The organism is Paenibacillus rhizovicinus (genome assembly GCF_010365285.1).
Taxonomy (GTDB): Bacteria; Bacillota; Bacilli; order Paenibacillales; family Paenibacillaceae; genus Paenibacillus_Z; species Paenibacillus_Z rhizovicinus.
This window is the reverse complement of sequence record NZ_CP048286.1, coordinates 2,386,051-2,406,901: the sequence shown is the minus strand read 5'-3', so window position 1 is coordinate 2,406,901 and position 20,851 is coordinate 2,386,051. Positions and strand designations below refer to the sequence as shown.

The following is a 20,851-nucleotide window of genomic DNA, read 5'->3' as shown; positions in this document are numbered from 1 at the left end:
TGCGAAAAAGGCGAAAAGGGGCCCTAACGTATGGATTTTGTAGTGGAAATGCTCAATATTCGCAAAGAGTTTCCCGGCGTCGTGGCCAACGACGACATTACGCTGCAGCTTCGGCGAGGCGAAATTCACGCGCTCCTTGGCGAGAACGGAGCCGGTAAATCCACGCTCATGAGCATTTTGTTCGGCATGTACCAGCCCGATCAGGGGAGCATCCGAATCAATGGGAATCCGGTGAAAATCGCTAATCCCAATGTGGCGAATAATTACGGCATCGGCATGGTTCATCAGCATTTTAAGCTGGTCAGCAATTTTACCGTTACTGAAAATATTATTCTGGGCAACGAACCGACACGCTGGGGAGCGCTGAATATTCAAGGCGCGGCACGCAAAATCGAAGAACTGTCCCGTCATTACGGACTGAACGTCGATCCGCACGCGAAGATCGAGGACATCTCGGTCGGCATGCAGCAGCGGGTCGAGATTCTGAAGATGCTGTACCGCGACGCCGAGGTGCTCATTCTCGATGAGCCTTCTGCCGTGCTGACGCCGAAGGAAATCGAAGAACTGATCAAGATCATGCTGAACTTGGTCAAAGAGGGCAAATCGATCATCGTCATTACCCATAAGCTGAAGGAAATCAAGGCAGCGGCTGACCGCTGTACCGTCATTCGCCGCGGCAAGACGATCGGCACGGTCGACGTGAAGACGACGAGCGAAGCGAAGATGGCGGAGATGATGGTCGGCCGGGACGTCAATTTCACGGTGACGAAGGCCGACAGCAAACCGGGCGAAGTGATTTTGCAGCTGAACGATCTCACCGTCAAGAATAACAAGAACGTCGCCGGCCTGAAGCAATTCTCGCTGGAAGTAAGAGCCGGGGAAATCGTGGGCATCGCAGGCGTGGAAGGCAACGGCCAGACGGAGCTGGTCGAGGCGATCACGGGATTGCGCAAAGCGGAAAGCGGGAACATTCTCCTGGAAGGACAAGATATTACGCGGGATTCCATCCGTTCGCGGATCGACAAAGGGATCGCGCATATTCCGGAGGATCGGCAGAAGCGCGGACTCGTGCTGGATTATACGCTCGAAGACAATATGATCCTCCAAGTGTATAACCGGGAGCCGTTCTCGAAGCGCGGCATTCTGAACCGGGCGGCCATTCGCAAGTATGCAAGCGCCATACTAAGCAGCTTCGACGTGCGTTCGGGACGGGGACCGTTGTCCGTGACTCGTTCGTTGTCGGGCGGCAATCAGCAGAAGGCGATCATTGGCCGCGAGATCGAGCTCGATCCTTCGCTGTTGATCGCCGTTCAGCCTACGCGCGGTCTCGACGTCGGTTCCATCGAATACATCCACAAGCGGCTCATCGGGCACCGGGACAACGGCAAGGCCGTACTGCTGATTTCCTTGGAGCTCGACGAAGTCATCAACGTCTCCGACCGCATTGCGGTCGTGAACAATGGCGAATTGATCGGCGTCGTCAACGCGGCCGAAACGAACGAACAAGAGATCGGCCTCATGATGGCCGGCGTAGGCAAAGGGGGAGAACAATGAGAAACCTCATCATATCCCTGTGCGCCGTGCTGTTCGGCTTGATCGGCGGCGCCGTTCTGATGGCGGTTACGGGGCATGATCCAATCGAAGGCTATAAATTCCTGTTCCAGGGCGGGCTTAAGAATTCGAAGCGCCTAGGCGATACGCTGGCGACGGGAACGCCGCTGGTGTTCACGGGATTGTCGGTCGCTTTCGCCTTCCGCACGGGGCTGTTCAACATCGGCGCGGCGGGCCAAATGCTGTTCGGCGGCTTCTGCGCGACGATAATCGGCTTGAACATCGATACGGCCAGGCCGCTGCTGCTGCTCATGATGATCGTGGCGGCTATGCTCGGAGGCGCCGTGTGGGCATTCATTCCAGGCCTGCTTAAAGCCCGGTTCAATGTCCACGAAGTCGTGTCGACCATCATGATGAACTGGATCGCCTATTGGACGATCTACTACGTGGTGCCGGCATACCTCAAGGCAGAGTCGGTCGAGACGGAATCCAGGCTTCTGCCGGACAAAGCAACGCTTAAATCTACGTTCCTCTCCGATATGTTCGGCGGTTCGTATATCAATATGGGGCTTTACATCGCGGTCGTCGCGGTGATCGTCATTGCGTTCATCATTAATAAAACGACGCTCGGCTACGAGCTCAAGGCGGTCGGTTACAACCGCCACTCCGCGGAATACGCGGGCATCAAGGTCAGCCGGAGCATCATTACGTCGATGCTGATTTCCGGCGCGCTCGCCGGACTGGGCGGCATGGCGCAATTCGCGGGCAACGGCGCCAATATCCAGATCGGCGTGCTGCCGACGCAAGGCTACGACGGCATCGCCGTGGCGCTGCTGGGCGCGAACTCGCCGATCGGCGTGCTCATCTCCGCCTTGTTCTTCGGCCTGCTGTATTCGGGCCGCGGTTTCATGAATGCCATGACGGATATTCCGCCGGAAATCGCGGATTCCATCATTGCGATCATCATTTATTTCGCCGCGACGAGCGTGCTGATGGACAAATGGATTACCCGCATCGTTAATCGCCGGAAAGCTTCCGCCGGCGCAGGCACGGGCGGACCGGTCAGCGGAAAGGAGAGCGCATAGCCATGTGGACGACAATCGAGCAAATATTCCCGTACGCGATCATGTTCACGATTCCGCTGCTCATCACCGCCCTGGGCGGACTGTTCAGCGAACGGAGCGGCGTCGTCAATATCGGTCTGGAAGGGCTCATGGTCATGGGTTCCTTCGTCGGCGCGCTGACGATCAGCAAGCTGCAGGAAGCTTGGCCGCATCATACGGTGCAAGCCATCTGGATCGGTCTGCTAGTCGCGCTGGCCGCGGGGATCGTCTTCTCCCTGCTTCATGCCTTCGCGAGCGTTCATCTCAGCGCGAACCAGGTCATCAGCGGTACCGCGATCAACATGATTGCGGGCGCCATCACGGTGTTCTTGTCACGGAACATTACGGGCAGCGGGAACATCCGCTTGATGAACGGCTTCCAGCCGTTCGACGTACCGCTGCTATCCGATATTCCGATCATCGGGCCGCTTGTGTTCACCAAGACCTATTGGACGACCTGGATGATTCTCGCCGTCGTGCTGATCAGCGCTTGGGTGCTGAAGAAGACGCCGTTCGGCTTGCGTCTGCGTTCGTGCGGCGAATATCCGCAGGCAGCGGAAGCAGCTGGTGTCAATGTGCGCAGAATGCGGTATATTGGGGTTATGATATCCGGCGCATTCGCCTCGCTCGGAGGCGCGATTCTGCTCGTTACGATTGCCGGCGAGTTCACGGGTACCGTTGCCGGACTCGGCTTCCTCTCCTTGGCGGCGCTTATATTCGGCCAATGGCGTCCGCTTGGCATCCTTGCGGCGACGCTGTTCTTCGGCTTCGCCAGCACGGTCGCGAACGTATCGCAGGTTATTCCGGCGTTAAAGCATATCCCGCCGATAATACTCAGCTTGTTCCCATTCGTGGTAACATTGATCGCGCTCGTTATTTTCTCCAAGAGCTCGCAGGCGCCGAAGGCCGCAGGGGAGGTATTCGATTCCGGAAAACGCTAACGATTGCATGGGATAGGGGAGTGTTGAGAACCAATGTATGACGAACGCACAGACGACAAACGAGGCAAAATGCTTGACGCCGTTCGTATGTATTACCAGTTGGACTACAGCCAACAGGAAATCGCCAAGCAGCTCGGCGTGTCCAGGCCGACAGTCAGCCGTTTCATTCAGCAGGCAAAGGAAGAAGGGTACGTGGTCATCAGCATCATCGACCCGCTCGAGAACAACGATCTGCTTGCCGGCAAAATCGAACGTAAATTTGGGCTCAAAAAAGTGGTTATCGTCAATGTACCGAACTATACCGACGCCGTCGTCAGGAAGTATCTCGGCGTCGCGGCGGCCAAGTACTTGGACAATATCATCAAGGATGGCGATATCGTCGCGGCGACGTGGGGAACGACGCTGTACGATGTTGCGCTGAACTTGCAGGACAAGCATGTGAAGGACGTCAAGGTCGTCCAGTTGAACGGCGGCGTCAGCCACTCGGAGACGAGCACCTATGCCAGCGAGATCATGAGCTTATTCGGCAAGGCGTTTCACACCATCCCGTATTTCATTCCCCTGCCAGCTATCGTGGACCATCCGATCGTCAAGAAGACGATCGAGACCGACCGGCATATTCGGAATATATTGGAGCTTGGGAAGAAAGCGAATATCGCGATGGTGACGGTCGGCTCGCCGACCGAAGACTCCGTCCTGATCCGGGCCAACTATTTCAGCGATGCGGAATTGAAGCTGATCTACGAGAAAGGGGCGGGGGACATTTGCTCCCGCTATTTCAATATCAACGGCACGATTTGTTCGCAAGAATTGGATCAGCGCACGATCGGAATCGAATTAAACGACTTGAAGAAGAAAGAGCAGTCCATCCTCGTGGCGGGCGGCGTTCGCAAAGTCGACGGCATTTATGGGGCGCTCCGCGGCAGATACACGAACGTGCTGATTACGGACCAGTTCTCGGCGAAGTATTTGATGGAACGCCCATAAATTTACAGAGAGAAAGGGATGTTCAACATGGATAAGGAATTGGGAGGAGCAGCGCTGGCTGCTTACTTTGACCATACATTGCTGAAACCGGAATCGAAGCTTTCGGACATCGTTAAATTGTGTGCGGAAGCGAAACAGTACCGCTTCGCGACGGTTTGCATTAACCCGTACTGGGTCGCGGAAGCGGCGGAACAGCTGAAAGGATCGGAGGTCGGCGTCACGACGGTCATCGGATTCCCGCTCGGCGCGAACAACACGTTCGTCAAAGTCGCGGAAACGAGAGACGCGCTCGCGAGCGGCGCGACCGAGATCGACATGGTGCTGAACGTCGGTGCCTTGAAATCGGGCCAACTCGAAGCGGTCGAACGGGACGTGCGGTCCGTGGCGGAAGCATGCAAAGGAAAAGCCTTGCTGAAGGTCATTCTGGAGGTCGGCTTGCTGACTGACGAAGAGAAGACGACGGCATGCGCGGTCTGCAAGCGCGCGGGCGCCGATTATGTGAAGACGTCCACGGGCTTCGGTCCCGGCGGCGCGACCGTGAAGGATATCGCGCTTATGCGCGAGGCGGTCGGACCGGAGATGGGCGTGAAAGCATCCGGTGGCGTACGCGACCTGGAGACGGTCCGCAGCTTGATCGCAGCGGGCGCGACGCGCATCGGAGCCAGCGCAAGCGTGACGATCGTAAGCGGCGGCACGGGCGAAGGCTACTAAGGTTGATCGGCATTGAACGTCATACAGGAAATACACACAAGGAGCTGTTCCCGGTCATGGTCATTGACACGGGGACAGCTCCTCGGTTGTTTGGCGTTACGCGGAAAGATATCGGTCGCGAACGATGCTCAAGTGGTGCAGCTCGTGGCCTGCGATGACGTAAGCGAATGCGCGGGCCGACATCTCCGTATTGCTGGCAGTGCCTTTGCGCGTCCAGGCTTCCGCGGGGATCGAGCGAATCAAGCTTACGGTCGAGGCGCGTACGGCCTCGTAATCCGCGAGCAATCGCTCCACGGTGCTTGCAGTAAAGTCGGCGTTCGAGATGTAGCTGTCCTGGTCGAATCCGGGCAGCGGCGTCGTATCCCCGCGGGCGATGCGAAGCATACGATAACTCATGACGCGTTCCGTATCCGCCAGATGGCCGAGCACTTCCTTCAGGCTCCATTTGTCCGGCGCGTAACGGAAGTTTGCTTCTTCGTCCGTCAGCTTCGCGAACAGCGCCGTCGCGTTCCGGCGGTTGTCTTCGAGCTGTTCGAGAACGCTGCGATCCGCGACAAGATTGATGTAGGTTCCGAAATGACCGCCGAATTCATCGGCTGCAGGGCGGCTAAGCATAGACGTCATCTCCTCAAAAGGTTGAATTTGAATCGCTTATGGGTGTAAGCTACTAGAACAAGCGTAACCCTCGTGCAAGTTAAAAACAAGGAGTGTTTTCGAAAATGGCAGGAAGATCGAAAGAAGAATTGCAAGAGAACGGCATCTCCCACTTGGGCAACCAAGGCACGCAGTATCTGTTCAATTACAGCCCGGAAGTACTGGAAACGTTCGAGAACAAGCATGTCGGCCGGGACTATTTCGTCAAATTCAATACGCCGGAATTTACGAGCCTATGCCCCATTACGGGCCAGCCGGACTTTGCGTCCCTCTACATCTCGTACATCCCCGACGTGAAGATGGTGGAAAGCAAATCGCTGAAGCTGTACCTGTTCAGCTTCCGCAACCATGGCGATTTCCATGAGGATTGCATGAACATTATCATGAACGACCTGATCGCGCTCATGGAGCCGCGCTACATCGAAGTGTGGGGCAAATTCACGCCGCGCGGCGGCATCTCGATCGACCCGTACACGAACTGGGGCCGGCCGGGCACGAAATTCGAGGAAATGGCCCACTTCCGCCTCATGAATCACGACCTGTACCCGGAGAAAGTGGACAACCGCTAACAGTAAGCATTTGCTAAACGGACTTCTAACCGCCGATACTTGCGAAGCTGACCGTTAACCGCTTTAGGATGCGCGGTCGAGGCACTGATGCCGCCTACACTTCATCCAACGCAGCCCGCAAATCCTAACGAATCCAGAAAACCTTAATCGGGCCAATTTCGATCTTTTTAATTTCTAACGAACTCCAGACGCGCTATATCTATGCAATCGGTGATATTTCGCCTCTTTTCAACGCTTCGCTGACTAATAACGCTGCTGGAGTTCGTTAGAATGAAACTAGAGCCCGTTTCCAGGAAATAAGCGTGCTTCGGTTCGTTAGCTTGCCTTGCCTCCAGCGTGGCGAACGGTTCGCCGCCTGTCCCTGCGATCGCCATTTTGCGCGAATGCACGCTGGTTAGTGATAATCGCGGCGGCAAAGCGCAATTCAATGTACGACTGCACATACAACGTTACAAAATCCAAAGGACCCAGCGACTTTCAAAGATAAAGCCGCACGCAGATATGCGAAAGGACGTGGCTATGCAATGAAATTTTCGTGGGAACGAAATCTTGCCGTGCTGTGGACGGGCGTTTTCTTCTGCAGCATGGCGTACTCCATCTCCATTCCGTTTCTGCCGATCTTCCTGAACACGGAACTCGGCGTGGAGCATCATTTGGAGGCCTGGTCGGGCATCGCGTTCGGCATCACGTTTCTGGCCAGCGCGCTGATATCGCCCTACTGGGGCTCGCTAGCCGACAAGTACGGACGGAAGCCGATGCTGATCCGCTCGGGCTTCAGCTTGGCCGCTCTCTATTTCATCAATTATTTCGTGCACGATCCGTATTTGTTTCTGATCGTTCGGATCTTCCAGGGGCTGCTGGCCGGCTTCGTGCCTGCCTCCATCGCCCTTGTCGCGACGAATACGCCGGAAGAGAAGACGGGGTATGCACTCGGGATCATGTCGACGGCCGGCGCGACGGGGAGCATTATCGGACCGCTCGTCGGCGGCGTGGTCAGCCACTATATCGGCAATCGGGAAGCTTTTCTATTCTCCAGCGCCATCGTGCTCGTCTCCGCGCTCGTTGCCGTCTTCTTCGTGAAAGAGCAGAACTTCAATCGGAAGGCGACGCGGTCGCATGTGCTGGACGACTTGAAGCATGCGATGTCGAATCGCTCCTTCATGGTGCTGCTGTCGCTAGTCGCGCTCAGCACCTTCTCCGTCATGATCCTGGAGCCGCTCATTACGGTGTACGTGCTGCGGATGGGCGTCGACAAGAACAGCGCATCGCTCAGCTCCGGCATCATCTTCTCGGCCGTCGGCATCGCCACGGTCATCATGGCGCCGCGCTGGGGCAAGATCGGCCGGAAGGTCGGGTACGAGAAGGTGCTTATTATCGGGCTCATCGGCAGCGGGATCGGCAATCTGCTGCAGGTGCTCGTGACGAATTACATCGGCTTCGGCATCCTTCGTTTCGGTTACGGGCTGTTCTTCGCGGCGGTGAACCCGTCCATCAATGCAATGATCGTGAAGACGACGGAACCGGATTTCCGGGGACGGGCGTTCAGCTTGAACCAATCGTCTTCCCAGATCGCCACGATGGCGGGGCCGATTCTCGGCGGATTGCTCGGCGGCTGGCTGCCGATCCGCTGGATTTTCGTCATCAACGGCAGCATGCTGCTGCTGGCGGCGCTGATGTTCAAAGCCAGAAACCAAAGCAAGTCGACGGTTGCCGCACGGCATAGCTAATTAGAGTTAGCATGTTCAAGCATGCAAGGATAATGAAGAGGCTGTCCCTTCAACGGGGGCGGCCTCTTCGTCATTTTCTGACATTTTTCTCTAAATCTCGTTCTCTATCGAATTCGCCCATGGTATAGTAAAGGGAGGAAATGACAGGCTTTTGCCGCTGAGGCAGCGCATAAGGCAGCTTCGCCCGGCCGGCGTTTTCATAGATCGACAGTGCGACCGATATGGGGGAATGAGAGGGAATGTTGAGAAAGCAGAGCAAGAAACGGCAGTGGTCGGCGAGCAAGACGGTTCGGATATTCGGAACGGCCGCGACGGTCGTTCCTCTAGCTATGTCCGCGCAAGCAGTGAGCGCCAATCCGATTCAGTCGCCGGTAGTGAATGCGAGCATCGACAGTTTGCTGGCCAATGCTTATTCCACCTCGCTGGTCGCCGGCAAGAGCTTCGCGATCGATCTGGATGACGTGTTCCAGAATGCCGACGATCTCGACTACGCGGTGTTCGTCCAGTTTAATTCGATCGCGGATGTCAGCGTCAGCAACGACGGCGACGGCAAAAAGCTTCGGATCGGGCTGAAGAAAACAGGTACGACGAAGGTCGACTTGATGGTATGGGTGCCGGAAACGGAAAATTATGAACATCAACGGTTCACGCTGACGGTTCAGCCGAATTATGCCCTGAATAGCTCGGGTACCGCGGGAATCGGCGACGTCATCCGGTACTACAAGTCGCATCCCGCGGAATTTCAATCGACGGACGATTACCGCCGTCTGCTGCAGGCCGCCGTTTCCAGCTCCGCTCCGGCAGTCAATCATCCGCCGGTTGTCTACTCGGACGCCATGTCGGAACCCGGCAGCCCGGACGTGAAGGACGTCAACCTGCTGTTGGACGCGAACAATTCGGAAACGATAGACTTGAGCGATTATTTCAGCGATGAGGACGGGGATACGCTGACGTACCGCATCATCGAAGGAACGGATCACCCGACAAGCGGATCGTTCGCGTACGGCCAGATCGTTGGAGGATCGCAGCTGGAATTGCACGCTTACGGCACAGGCAGCATGGATTTCATCGTCGAGGCTTCGGACAATCAATCCGCGGCGACTGCCGCGATGACGTTCAGGTTGTCGTCGGAGTGGGCGCCGGAAGAGCCGGACGATGATTTCATCCTGCATACGATCGGCGACGGGAACGCCTTCAGCATCCATGAAGGCCAGTCGGCGAAGATCGATTTGTCCCGGATGTTCGAAGAGGTCGGAGAGGGCGAAGTCAGCTATGACTTCTCGGTGGATGACGGTTACTTTGTCGATGGTGAACTAGCCGGCTCGGAGTTGACCTTGCAGACGACAGGATCATCCAGTCTCACGCATCTTACCGTCATGGCGAGCGACGATGAAGGCGAGAATTGGACGTCGCAGACGATTTCGATTTCTCCCGCCGAGGGCAGCAAACTGCCGGACGTTGCATACAACAACTCGATCGCGACCGCTGCCATCGACGTGGCGGATTATTTTGCCGGAAGTTATACCTTTGACGCATCCGTGCCGGAAGGGCCGGCAACGGCGGAGCCTAACGGCAGCCTGCTGACGTTGGGCCTTCAGCCCGACAGCACATCGACAGTCGAGGTGGATGCTTCGAACGAGAACGGATTAACGATTCGCGATCGGTTCCAGGTCGAGGTCAGCGACATGAGTCCCGTGGATATCGGCGTGCAGCATATGAATCGGGATGGAGACGTTTATTTTGCATCCGTGGACCTTTCCGCGATTTTCCCGAATGCGACGGATTTCCGCGTGGCGGATTACTCCTACGAATTAGAGGATTTAAGCGGTTATTCCGATTATTCCAGTAATAACATGCTGATGCTGCGTACGACGGTTCCATCCGACGACTATCTATATGTCGATGTGGAAGCTATCAATGATGAGGAAGTGACGGGAACCTATCGGATCCTGTTCAGTCAGAGCAGCGAGCCGTTTGCACTATAGAATATGCCTGTTAATCGGAAGGGTCTCACAGCGGAAAGGCCAACTGCGCAGTTGGCCTTTCTTCTCGTTCAAACGATTCAAAGGGATAGATAGACGCGGCTATCATCATGAGAAGGGGGAAGCGGCATGAAGATGGAAGTACGTTCGGACGCGATTCGGCAGGCGCTTCAGGAAGGCCGTTACGACGAGGCGGAGAAGCTGGCGACGTTGAAAATCAAAGCGGGCCCGCTTGCCCCGCAAAGCTGGGTGTTCCTTGGCGAGGCACTGATGCACGGGGGATTCGCGGGAGCGGCGCGCGGCGCGTTCGACCGGGCTGCTCTTCTGGATCCTCAGGCGCAGTGGATGCCGGACGTGGAGAAAGCTTTGGCCGCGCGGCCCGCAGGCCCGGTGCGGATCGATATCGGGCGGCTGCTGGCGCCGCCGGCCGTCGTGACGGTCGCCGCGGTCATCATGACGCGTAACGAGGCGCGGTGCATCGCGCGCTGCATCGCCAGCTTGGCCGATGCGGCGGACGAGATTATCGTCGTCGATTCCGATTCCACGGACGACACGGTCGAGATTGCCTCGCGTTTCCCGGGCGTGAAGATTCTGCGCGGGGTGACGCTGCAGGATGATTTTGCCGGCAAACGAAACGCTGTCCTGCCGCATATTCAAAGCGACTGGGTGCTGTGGGTGGATGCCGACGAATGGCTGCTTCCTGAGGATGCAGCGGCGGTTCGCGAAGCGGCCGGCATCTATAACGATGCGCGCGAGCATGTCGTGTTGAATATAAGCCAGGTCAATCACGTTCGCGGCAGGCAGTCGACCGATTTCGGCGTGCCGCGGCTGTTCCCGCTGCGCAGGGGATTGCGTTATTACGGGCGGGTACATGAACAGGTGATCATTGATGGCCGGGACGCGTACGACGAATCCGTCCTGCGGCGCAATGTACGCATCCGTCTCCACCATGACGGCTATGAGCCGGAACGCATGGCCTCCAAGGGGACGGTCGCTCGCAATCTGAAGCTGCTCGTCCGAATGATCGAGGAGGAGCCGGGCAATCCCGGATGGCTGCTCTATTACGCACGCGAGTCGATGGCGGCCGGGGAGATCGCTAATGCGAAGGAGGCATTGCTGCGGGCGGATGCTGCCGCGGAGTCCACGCCGGGCTTCGGGCGGCGGCTGCAAATCTGCATGCTGCTGCACCGGATATACATGTCCGAGCGGGCGTTTCTTGAAGCGGAGCGCGCGTGCCGGAAGGCTCTTCGGCTGCAGCCGGATTATCCGGACGCGCTGTATCATCTGGCCGAGGCGCAGCTCGCCCTTGCGGCGGAGACGCTTCGGGAAGCGCAGCGCCATGCGGAAGCGGCGAAGTCCGCGTTCCGTGCCTATCGGGGAACCGTTTCGGCGGATGAAACGATCGCGGATTGGAAGGCGGATTTGCTGCTGGCCGACCTGACGCTGATGCGCGGCAATCAGGGGGAAGCGAAAGCGCAGTACGAGGCGCTGTTCGCGCGGCATCCGGAGCTGGCCGAGCGCCGGGTGAAGCGCGGGGCGAAGCCGCGGGAGTAGACGGGATGAGCAAGACAGGCAGCTGATGCGAGGGAATTGGATAGGAGCGAAAGCGAAATATGCCGGTAGCCGGAAGCGAATGCTGGTTGCGGGGCGCAGCTCGCGGGGCGCAGCTCGCGGGGGATCGGAGCGAAAGCGAAATATGCCGGTAGCCGGAAGCGAATGCTGGTTGCGGGGCGCAGCTCGCGGGGGATCGGAGCGAAAGCGAAATAGGCGGGAATCAAGCTGGCAGCGATTGCGTGGTTTGCGGGGCGCAGCTCGCGAGTGATCGGAGCGAAAGCGAAATAGGCGGGAATCAAGCTGGCAGCGATTGCGGGTTGCGGAGCGCAGCTCGCGGGGGATCGGAGCGAAAGCGAAATAGGCGGGAATCAAGCTGGCAGCGATTGCGGGTTTGCGGAGCGCAGCTCGCGCGGATCGGGAACTGACGGTTCACGCCGCTAACGAACCTAGTAAGCGCTATTCGTCCCTGTAGCCGGCTTTATGTAACGTAACGAATCCCAGCGGCGTTATTAGACCTAATTGGCTTACTTATGGGCTGGTTTCAACGCAATAAGGCGTGTCGGATTCGTTATTCTGTATACGTTGCTTATTTCGTCCAAATAAGGCGCGCGGGGTTCGTTAGCATTCGAAACCTATGAAACATGCGGAAGTTGCTAGTGGGATATTCCAGTGGTGAGGCCATGCGGCATGGGGCAGAGAGCATAGAGCGTTAGTTAGGTTGCCTGCAGCAGCGGCGAAAGCGGGCAAGGCGTTAAGCCGCCTGCGGCGGTGAATAGCGCGGTGAGCGTAAGGCAGGCTGCGGCAGAGCGAAAGCGAGCAGGGCGTTAGGCCGCCTGCGGCATGCTGCCGTTGTTCAGCTGTTTCCAGGCCGATCTCCATTTGAGCAGCCGGGATTTCAAGTCGCGGACTCGTTTCATGTCCTCAGATTCCCTCCATCATGCGCGATTTGTTGTTATCAGCATATCGCGGCACTGTTATCGGGCCGTTATCGGCGCGTAACGATTGCAAGAAGAAAATGTAAGATCCCGTCTTTCCGGCTTCCGGAAGGGCGGGATCTTTGTTTTGCGGCAGTTATGGACGCACGGAGCGGCGCTAGGCTTCGGAAGCGGCCTTGCGCAGGACGGCTTCGACGTCCGGATGCGCAAAATGCTTCGCCCAGCCGAGCGGCGTGCTGCCGTACCGGGCATCCTTCAGCGACAAGTCCGCGCCGCGGCGGATGAGCAGCTCCGTCAATGCGGTGCTTCCGCCGGCCGCAGCCCAGTGAAGGGCTGCCGCGCCCGTCCGGTCGAAGCCGGAAGGGGTGCCGTTCACGTCGGCGCCGCGGTCCAGCAGGTACTCGGCGCATGCCAGGCTGCCGCCGATTGCCGCGTAGATGAGCGCTTGCTGCAGCAGCTCCTCCGGTCTGGCGCCGCCCGGAATGGGGATGTTCACCGGCTCGCGGTGATGTCCGGCGTCTGGCAGCAGCGCGCCCTCCGCATCGAAGAAGGCGGGGAGCAGCTCGCTGCGTCCCACGGCCGCGGCGAGCTCCAGATCCAGCGCCGCTCCGCGCTGCAGCAGCAGCTCCGTCACCTTGCGGCAGCCGTACCAGACGGACTGGGCGAGCGGCCTTCGGTCATCGTTCAGTCCGTCGACCGGTGCCCCGGCGTCGATCAGGAAGCCGGCCATAACGGCATCGTCGTTGCTGGCAGCCCATTGCAGGGCGGTCTCTCCGCGTTCGGGATCGATTGCCCGGGCATTCACGTCAGCGCCGGCTTCGACCAGCACCCTGGCCGTCTCCAGCTGGCGGGGGTAATGGCCCGGCCAGTCGCACAGCTGGTGCAGCAGCGTGCGGCCCTGGACCGAGCGGGCCTGCGCAAGGCCGGGGTGCGCGGCAAGCAGCTCGCGCAGCCGTTCGGCCTCGCCTTGCTTGACGGCATGATAAGCGGCGCGATAACTCGTTAACAGGCCCGCCTCCGCGGCTTGGTCATCGATATCGTTGGAAGAGTTCACGGGGTCAGCTCCTTTTTTTTGTCGGGACAAGGTTGGCTTTGCCTCCACTTTATCATGAATCGCCGTGCGGGAAAATACGATGTAATAAGCGGTTGTAGGCATGGGGCGCTCTGTCTGTTTCGGGAAGGGGGCGTTATGCGCATGGAATTCGGACTTTCGGAGGAAGAGGCGATGATCCAGGACATGGCGGCGCGGTATGCGGAGCAGGAAACCGCGCGCCGGGTCGGACCGCTCGATGAGTCGGAGTCATTCGACCGGCAGTCGTTCGACGAGCTGGCGGAGCTGGGGTTCACGGCTTTGCCCTGGCCGGAGGAAGACGGCGGCGCGGGCGGCGGCTTCGTCGGTTTCGCGCTCGTGCTGCAGGAGCTCTCGCGGGTGAATGCTTCGCTAGCCGCCGCGTTGTGGGCGCATGTGTATTTGGCGGCGTGGCCGCTTATGCGAGGCGGCAGCGCAGAGGCGAAACGGCAGTATAAGGGGCCGCTGCTGGAAGGAAGCATGCTGGCAACCGGCGTATTGCCGGGCGCGGTCGGCGGCGCCTCACGGCTGCGGGTAGGCATCGAAGCGAGAGCGGAGGGCGGCGAGTATGTGCTGGAAGGCCAGCAGAAATACGTGCTTGGCGGCTCGCAAGCGGATCTCTTCGTCGTATATGCGGAGACGGCCGGGCCATCCGGGGGCGTGCGCAAGCGGTACAGCGCTTTTCTCGTCGGCAAAGACATGCCCGGACTCGACATTCAGCCCGTGACGAAGAAACTGGGCCTGCGATCCGCAGGAATGGCGCACCTGACATTCCGGGATTGCCGCGTATCGTCGGATTTCCGCTTGGGCCGGGAGGGCCAGGGAAACGCGCTTGCGCGTGGCGCGGTCGCCGGCGTGCGCTGCGGATTGGCGGCGGTCGCTGCGGGCATCGCGCGGGGAGCGGCCGATGCCGCGCTCGGTTATGCCAAGTCGCGTTCGCAGTTCGGCAAGCCGATCGCGAAGCATCAAGCGATCGCTTTTCTGCTGGCGGATATGGAAGCGGGCGCGAATGCGGCGCAGCTGCTCGCGCATCAGGCCGCATGGCGCGCGGATGCCGGAATAGCGGATGGCGGCAAGGCCGCTGCGCTGGCGCTTCGGTATGCCGCCGATGCGGCGATGGCGGGCAGCATCCAAGCCGTGCAGGTGTACGGCGGCTATGGCTATATGAAAGAATATCCCGTCGAACGGTACATGCGGGATGCGAAGGCGCTGCAAATGTTCAAAGGGCTCGACGGGCTGGATAGGCTAGATTAAAAGCCGCCGCAGCGGCGGGCGGGGAAGGGAAAAAGGACTTGGCTGAAACGGTTATTATCGGCGGCGCGCGAACGCCTTTCGGCAAATTCGGCGGCGTGTTGAAGGGACGGCCGGCGGTGGAGCTCGGAGGCATTGCGCTTCAAGGCGCGCTGCGGCGGAGCGGGATTTCTCCATTGTCGGTGGACGAAGTCATCATGGGCATGGCGATCCAAGCAGGTGCGGGACAGAACCCGGCGCGGCAAGCGGCGTTGTTCGCCGGGTTCAATGCCGAGGTGCCCGCAGAGACGGTGAACAAGGTGTGCGCCTCCGGCATGCGGAGCATCACGCTGGCCTCGCAGATCATTGCCGCGGGCGATGCGGAGATCATCGCGGCCGGCGGCATGGAAAGCATGAGCAACGTACCCTACGCCATGCGGGATTACCGGTTCGGAAAGCGCATGGGTGACGGTACCGCCACGGATCTGCTGCAGCGCGATGGACTTCGCTGCGCGACCGAAGGCCGGCATATGGGCGATTATGCCGACAGTATCGCCGCCGAATACGGCATTTCCCGCACGGAGCAGGATGAGTGGGCGCTGCGAAGCCACGAGCGCGCGGTGCAGGGGATTTTGCAGGGGATCTTCGCTGCGGAAATCGTCCCGGTTCCGTTGGAGGACGGAACGCCGCCCGCCGCGAGTCACGTGTTCGCCGTCGAAACGGATGAACCGCCGCGCGGGGACACGAGTCTGAAGAAGCTCGCCGCGCTTCGGCCGGCCTTCGCGGCAGCTGGCACGACGGGCACGATTACGGCGGGCAACGCGCCGGGCGTGAACGACGGCGCGGCGGCGGTTATCGTCACCTCGAAAGCTCGCGCGATACGCGAAGGCTGCGCGCCGCTCGCGACGATCCTCGGGCATGCGGCGGTCAGCTTGGAGCCGCGCCTGTACCCGATCGCGCCGGCGCTGGCGGTGCAGAAGCTGCTGCAGCGGCAGGGGCTGCAGCTCGATGCGGTCGACCGGATCGAGCTGAACGAGGCGTTTGCCGCAGTCGTGCTCGCCTGCGGCCGCCTGCTCGGCTGGGATAGCGATAAGGTGAACGTGCATGGCGGCGCGATTGCGCTCGGGCATCCCGTCGGGGCGAGCGGCGCGAGGATCGTCGGCACGCTGGTGAACGGGCTGCGGCGGCGCGGCGGCGGACTGGGCATAGCCGCCGTCTGCAGCGGCGGCGGGCAAGGGGATGCGGTGCTGATTCGGGTTGAAGGGTAGCGCCGGTACCCATATTCAGGGAAGGAGCTGGCATTGTGACGATTCAGAACGTATCCGTCGTCGGAGCCGGGCAGATGGGGCGCGGCATCGCGCAGGTCGCGGCGCTGGCGGGCTGCCGGGTGCTGCTGCATGACACCGACGACGCCCGCGTGTCCGCAGCGCTTGATGCAATCGGCAAGGCGCTCGCTTCCGGCACGGCCAAAGGACGCCTGGCGCCCGAAGCGGCGGCGACCGCGTTCGCGCGCATCGTGCCCTGCGGCAATCTGAGCGCGGCGGCCGAAGCGGAGCTGGTGATCGAAGCGGCGACGGAGAACATGGCGGTGAAGAAGAAGATTTTCGGCGTGCTGGACGGCATCTGCGGGGACCGGACGATTCTGGCAAGCAACACGTCCTCGCTCTCCTTGACGGAGCTGGCCGCGGCGACGACCCGGCCGGAGCGGGTCATCGGCATGCATTTCATGAACCCTGTTCCGGTCATGAAGCTGGTGGAAATCATCCGGGGGCTGCGAACGAGCGACGAGACGTACGACGAAGTGGCGGAGCTCGCGGGGCGGATGGGGAAGACGGCGCTGGAGGTGCGGGATTTTCCGGGCTTCGTGAGCAACCGGATCTTGATGCCGATGATCAATGAGGCGGTTTATGCGGTGTACGAGGGCGTGGCGACGGCGGAAACGGTCGACGGCATCATGGAGCTCGGCATGAATCACCCCATGGGGCCGCTCGCGCTGGCGGATCTGATCGGGCTCGATACCTGCCTTGCCATTATGGAGACGCTGCACGAAGGTTTCGGCGATTCCAAATACCGGCCTTGTCCCCTGCTTCGCAGCTATGTGCATGCAGGCTGGCTCGGACGCAAGAGCGGCCGGGGATTCTACGTCTACGGAGACGGGGAAGGGAGCTGATCTCCCGGTGAAGTTTCGGTTTACGGAGGAGCAGGAGGCGCTGCGGGAGCGGGTGCGTGGTTTTGCCGAGACCGAAGTGGCGCAGGCGGTGAAGGCAATGGAGGAAACGGATGCTTTTCCAAGGGAGCTCGTCGCGAAAATGGGACGTCAGGGCTTGCTCGGCCTGCCGATATCGACCGCATGGGGCGGAAGCGGCTGCGATATGGTTTCCTACATGCTGGCGATCGAGGAAATCTCGCGGGTCAGCGCGGCGGCCGGCGTCATCCTGGCCGTGCATACGTCGGTCGGGACGCTGCCCATCGTCTATCACGGCACGGAGGAACAGCGAAACCGCTGCCTGCCGCTGCTGGCCTCCGGATCCTGGCTTGGCGCCTTTGCGCTGACGGAACCGCATGCCGGCTCCGACGCATCGACCATCCGGACAGCCGCCGTGCGAAGAGGCGACGATTACTTCCTGACAGGGACGAAGGTGTTTATCACGAATGCCGGAGAAGCCGCCCAGTACGTGTTGTTTGCCGTTGTGCAGGAGGAGGCGTCGTCGTTGGAAACGGGTGAAGAGCAGGACGGCGGCAGCGGCGCGGAAAAGGCGGAGCTGCGCAAGGCGGACGTCGATGCCGGAGCGAAACGGACTGGGGGATCGGGCGGATCGCCGGCGCGGGCGCAGGCTCGGAGCGGCGGCATTACGGCTTTCTTGGTCGCTGCCGATACGCCGGGCTTCGCCGTTGGCCGCAAGGAGACGAAAATGGGGCTGCGAGGCTCGAACACCTGCGAGCTGATATTGGAGGAAGCGCGGGTGCCGGCATCGCAGCGGCTCGGGGGGGAAGGCCAGGGCTTCCGTATCGCGAAGTCGGCCTTGAACGGCGGCCGCATCGGCATCGGCGCGCAGGCGCTTGGCATCGCGCGGGCGGCGCTGGCGCTGGCGGAGCGCGAGCTGCCGCTGGTGCCGCGGCGCCAGCGTGCGAGAGCCGCGGCGGAGCTGCTGGATCTGGCCGCGGGGACGGAGGCGGCGGCGCTGCTCGTCTATCGCGCGGCGGAGCTGCTGCAGCGGGGGCGTTCTTGCACGAAGGAGGCGTCCATGGCGAAAATGTTCGCCAGCGACACCGCCGTTCGCGTCGCCACGCGGGCCTTGCAGTGGTGCGGACCGGAAGCGCTGACGGAGGAGCATCCGGGGGAACGGCTGTTCCGCGACGCGAAGGTGACGCAGATCTACGAGGGGACGAACGAGATCCACCGGATCGTTATTTCGGGGGAGCTGCTGAAAGGGTAGCGGTGTTTGGAAGCGGGAAGGAGGGGCGCGATGAACGACGGCAGTGGAGACGGGAATGGTGACGGGACGTACTTGAACGGCAGCGCCGATGATAGCCGCGGCATTGGCAGCGGAGGGAGTATCGGAGCTGACAGCGGTATCGAAGCCGACAACGGTATCGGAAAGGCAGGAGCTGGCGGCGGCAGCTCCGTCCGCAGCGCAAGCAGCGCTTCGCCCGGCAGGCGATTCAGGGAAGCGCTGCTGCAGGAGCAACCTCTGCAGATCGCGGGGGCGATCAACGCGTACGCCGCAATGCTGGCGCAAGCGACAGGCTTCCGCGCGCTGTACCTGTCCGGCGCCGGGGTGGCGAATGCTTCCTTCGGCCTGCCGGACCTCGGCATTACAACCTTGAACGACGTGACGGAGGATGTGCGCCGCATCACTGGCGCGGTCGGCCTGCCGCTCCTGGTCGACGCCGATACGGGCTTCGGGTCCGCGTTCAACATTGCCCGCACGGTGCGGGAGATGATCCGCGCGGGAGCCGCGGGCATCCACATCGAGGACCAGGCGGCCGCGAAGCGATGCGGTCATCGGCCGAACAAGGCCATCGTATCGCAGAGCGAGATGGCCGACCGGATCGCGAGCGCGGCGGATGCGAAGCACGACGCGGATTTCGTGCTGATGGCCCGGACGGACGCGCTGGCGTCGGAAGGAATGGAAGGCGCGGTCACGCGCGCGCTCGCTTACGTGGAAGCGGGAGCGGACATGATTTTTCTGGAGGCGGCGACCGATCTCGAGGCATATCGGGCTTTTACGTCGCAGGTGAAGGTGCCGGTGCTTGCGAACGTCACGGAGTTTGGCCGCACGCCGCTGCTGACCGCGGAAGAACTGGGCTCGGCCGGGGTCGCCATGGCGCTGTACCCGCTGTCGGCGTTCCGGGCGATGAACGCGGCGGCGCTGCGGGTGTACCGGACGATTCGCGAGAAAGGGACGCAGGCGGACGCCGTCGGCCAGATGCAGACGAGGGAAGAATTGTACGGGTATCTGGACTATTACGCCTACGAACGCAAGCTGGATGCGCTGTTCGACCTGGGGAGGAAACCGGAGGAGGGATGAAGGATGGCGGTGAAGAAGCCCGGCGGGCTGGCAGGCGTGGAAGCAGGCGTAACGGCGATCAGCACAGTGGGAAAAGACGGACGCGGGCTGACCTATCGCGGTTACGGGATCGAAGATTTGGCGGAGCATGGCAGCTTCGAGGAGACGGCGTATCTGCTTATACGCGGCAAGCTGCCGAACGTTGACGAACTGACGGATTACCGGCGCAAGCTCGATGCCGCAAGCCGGCTGCCGGAGACGCTGAAGCGAATTCTGGAGCTGCTTCCGGCGGACGCGCATCCGATGGAGGTGCTGCAGGCCGGCTGCGTCGCGCTCGGCACGCTGGAGCCGGAATCGCCGCAGCGGCAGGCGGCCGATCTCGCGGATCGGCTCATTGCGTTGACAGGGCCGATGCTGCTGCATTGGTATTATTTTCACCGAGGCGAACGCGTGAGCGAGACGCTCGCGGTCAAGTCCGCGGACGCGCGGCAGGCGGTGTTCAAAGCCGATACGGCCGACGGTTTGACTGAAGCAGAAGCGCTGGGCGGCGACGAAGACGCGCCAGCGGCGAGCTCCGCGGCTAGCGCTCAGCAACCCGCGCTGGCCACCGGTCCCGCGGCCAGCGCCCAGCAACCCGCGGCCGACGAGGATTACACCGTCGCCGGCCATTTCCTCTACCTGCTGCACGGCAAGCACGCGGCGATCCGCGCCCGGCGCGTGTTCGACATTTCGCTCACGCTGTACGCGGAGCACGAGTTCAATGCCTCGACCTTCGCGGCCCGCGTAACGGCGTCGACGCTGTCGAACTTCTACTCTTGCATCGTTACGGGCATCGGCACGCTGCGCGGCAATTTGCACGGCGGCGCCAACGAAGCCGTCATGGAGCTGATCGAACGCTTCACGACGCCGGAAGAAGCGGAAGAAGCCACCCGCGCCAGACTCGCGGAGAAGCAGCTCATCATGGGCTTCGGCCATCGGGTGTACAGCGTTTCCGATCCGCGCTCCGACATTATTAAGAAATGGTCCGAGACGCTTTCCTTCTGGTCGGAGGACGGCCATCTCTACCCGGTTTCCGAAGCCGTCGAGCGCGTGATGCGGGAGGAGAAGGGGCTCTTCCCGAATCTCGATTTCTACAGCGCGACCGCTTATCATTTCATGGGCATTCCGACCGCGATGTTCACGCCGATCTTCGTTATCGCGCGGCTGGCGGGGTGGACGGCGCACATCATGGAACAGCGAAGGAACAACCGGATCATCCGGCCGACGGCCGCCTACGATGGACCTGATAATCTGCCGTGGCTGGAGCTGCATGCGCGGCGCTAGAACG

Annotated in this window: 17 protein-coding genes; 15 read left to right on the top strand and 2 right to left on the bottom strand. The window is 60.7% G+C overall.

Translation table 11 applies throughout. From position 1 onward, the window contains the following. The first annotated feature begins 30 nt into the window (after positions 1–30). Genes GZH47_RS10940 through deoC form a run of 5 tightly spaced genes read left to right on the top strand, consistent with a single transcriptional unit; the run spans position 31 to position 5,293 of the window. The gene (locus GZH47_RS10940; protein ID WP_162640130.1) at positions 31–1,554 is read left to right on the top strand and encodes an ABC transporter ATP-binding protein; all 1,524 of its coding nucleotides are present in this window, start codon (positions 31–33) and stop codon (positions 1,552–1,554) included. Further along, entirely contained in the window at positions 1,551–2,636 is a 1,086-nt protein-coding gene (locus GZH47_RS10935; RefSeq protein WP_162640129.1) for an ABC transporter permease, read from the top strand. The genes GZH47_RS10940 and GZH47_RS10935 overlap by 4 nt, the downstream gene beginning before the upstream one ends. Positions 2,637–2,638: 2 nt before the next feature. Continuing rightward, positions 2,639–3,595, top strand: a complete 957-nt coding sequence (locus tag GZH47_RS10930) for an ABC transporter permease (RefSeq protein ID WP_162640128.1) — start codon at positions 2,639–2,641, stop codon at positions 3,593–3,595. Positions 3,596–3,628: 33 nt separating this feature from the next. Continuing rightward, entirely contained in the window at positions 3,629–4,582 is a 954-nt protein-coding gene (locus tag GZH47_RS10925) for a DNA-binding transcriptional repressor DeoR (protein WP_162640127.1), read from the top strand. A gap of 27 nt (positions 4,583–4,609) precedes the next feature. Continuing rightward, a complete protein-coding gene (deoC, locus tag GZH47_RS10920) occupies positions 4,610–5,293 on the top strand; it encodes a deoxyribose-phosphate aldolase (RefSeq protein ID WP_162640126.1) in 684 nt (227 codons plus the stop codon). Between the two features lie 96 nt (positions 5,294–5,389). On the opposite strand, the gene GZH47_RS10915 is transcribed toward deoC, so the two are convergent. After that, the gene (locus GZH47_RS10915) at positions 5,390–5,908 is read right to left on the bottom strand and encodes a DinB family protein (RefSeq protein ID WP_162640125.1); all 519 of its coding nucleotides are present in this window, start codon (positions 5,906–5,908) and stop codon (positions 5,390–5,392) included. A gap of 104 nt (positions 5,909–6,012) precedes the next feature. Between GZH47_RS10915 and queF the strand changes: the two genes are divergently transcribed. The 4 genes from queF to GZH47_RS10895 all read left to right on the top strand — a co-directional run bounded on the left by queF (position 6,013) and on the right by GZH47_RS10895 (position 11,779). After that, positions 6,013–6,516: a preQ(1) synthase gene (gene queF / locus GZH47_RS10910; protein ID WP_162640124.1), complete on the top strand. Its 504-nt coding sequence runs from the start codon at positions 6,013–6,015 to the stop codon at positions 6,514–6,516. 524 nt (positions 6,517–7,040) lie between these two features. Further along, positions 7,041–8,243 (top strand): MFS transporter, encoded by a 1,203-nt coding sequence (locus GZH47_RS10905; RefSeq protein ID WP_162640123.1) that lies wholly within the window; start codon positions 7,041–7,043, stop codon positions 8,241–8,243. A gap of 239 nt (positions 8,244–8,482) precedes the next feature. Beyond that, positions 8,483–10,228 (top strand): hypothetical protein, encoded by a 1,746-nt coding sequence (locus GZH47_RS10900; protein WP_162640122.1) that lies wholly within the window; start codon positions 8,483–8,485, stop codon positions 10,226–10,228. Between the two features lie 126 nt (positions 10,229–10,354). Then, on the top strand, positions 10,355–11,779 hold the full coding sequence (locus tag GZH47_RS10895; RefSeq protein WP_162640121.1) for a glycosyltransferase family 2 protein: 1,425 nt from the start codon (positions 10,355–10,357) through the stop codon (positions 11,777–11,779). Positions 11,780–12,871: 1,092 nt separating this feature from the next. Here GZH47_RS10895 and GZH47_RS10890 read toward each other — a convergent pair. Next, entirely contained in the window at positions 12,872–13,768 is an 897-nt protein-coding gene (locus GZH47_RS10890; protein WP_162640120.1) for an ankyrin repeat domain-containing protein, read from the bottom strand. Between the two features lie 141 nt (positions 13,769–13,909). On the opposite strand from GZH47_RS10890, the gene GZH47_RS10885 reads away from it, so the two are divergent. The 6 genes from GZH47_RS10885 to GZH47_RS10860 are packed head-to-tail and all read left to right on the top strand — an operon-like array spanning position 13,910 to position 20,847. Continuing rightward, positions 13,910–15,037 carry an acyl-CoA dehydrogenase family protein gene (locus tag GZH47_RS10885; RefSeq protein ID WP_162640119.1) on the top strand — a complete coding sequence of 376 codons (1,128 nt, stop codon included), beginning with the start codon at positions 13,910–13,912 and terminating at the stop codon, positions 15,035–15,037. Between the two features lie 38 nt (positions 15,038–15,075). Continuing rightward, positions 15,076–16,281, top strand: coding sequence for an acetyl-CoA C-acetyltransferase (locus GZH47_RS10880; RefSeq protein ID WP_162640118.1), 1,206 nt, complete (start codon positions 15,076–15,078; stop codon positions 16,279–16,281). A 35-nt stretch (positions 16,282–16,316) separates the two neighbouring features. After that, a complete protein-coding gene (locus GZH47_RS10875) occupies positions 16,317–17,183 on the top strand; it encodes a 3-hydroxybutyryl-CoA dehydrogenase (protein WP_162640117.1) in 867 nt (288 codons plus the stop codon). A gap of 7 nt (positions 17,184–17,190) precedes the next feature. Further along, positions 17,191–18,450: an acyl-CoA dehydrogenase family protein gene (locus GZH47_RS10870; protein ID WP_162640116.1), complete on the top strand. Its 1,260-nt coding sequence runs from the start codon at positions 17,191–17,193 to the stop codon at positions 18,448–18,450. A gap of 30 nt (positions 18,451–18,480) precedes the next feature. After that, entirely contained in the window at positions 18,481–19,545 is a 1,065-nt protein-coding gene (prpB, locus tag GZH47_RS10865; RefSeq protein ID WP_162640115.1) for a methylisocitrate lyase, read from the top strand. 3 nt (positions 19,546–19,548) lie between these two features. Beyond that, positions 19,549–20,847 carry a citrate/2-methylcitrate synthase gene (locus tag GZH47_RS10860; RefSeq protein ID WP_162640114.1) on the top strand — a complete coding sequence of 433 codons (1,299 nt, stop codon included), beginning with the start codon at positions 19,549–19,551 and terminating at the stop codon, positions 20,845–20,847. Positions 20,848–20,851 lie beyond the last annotated feature (4 nt).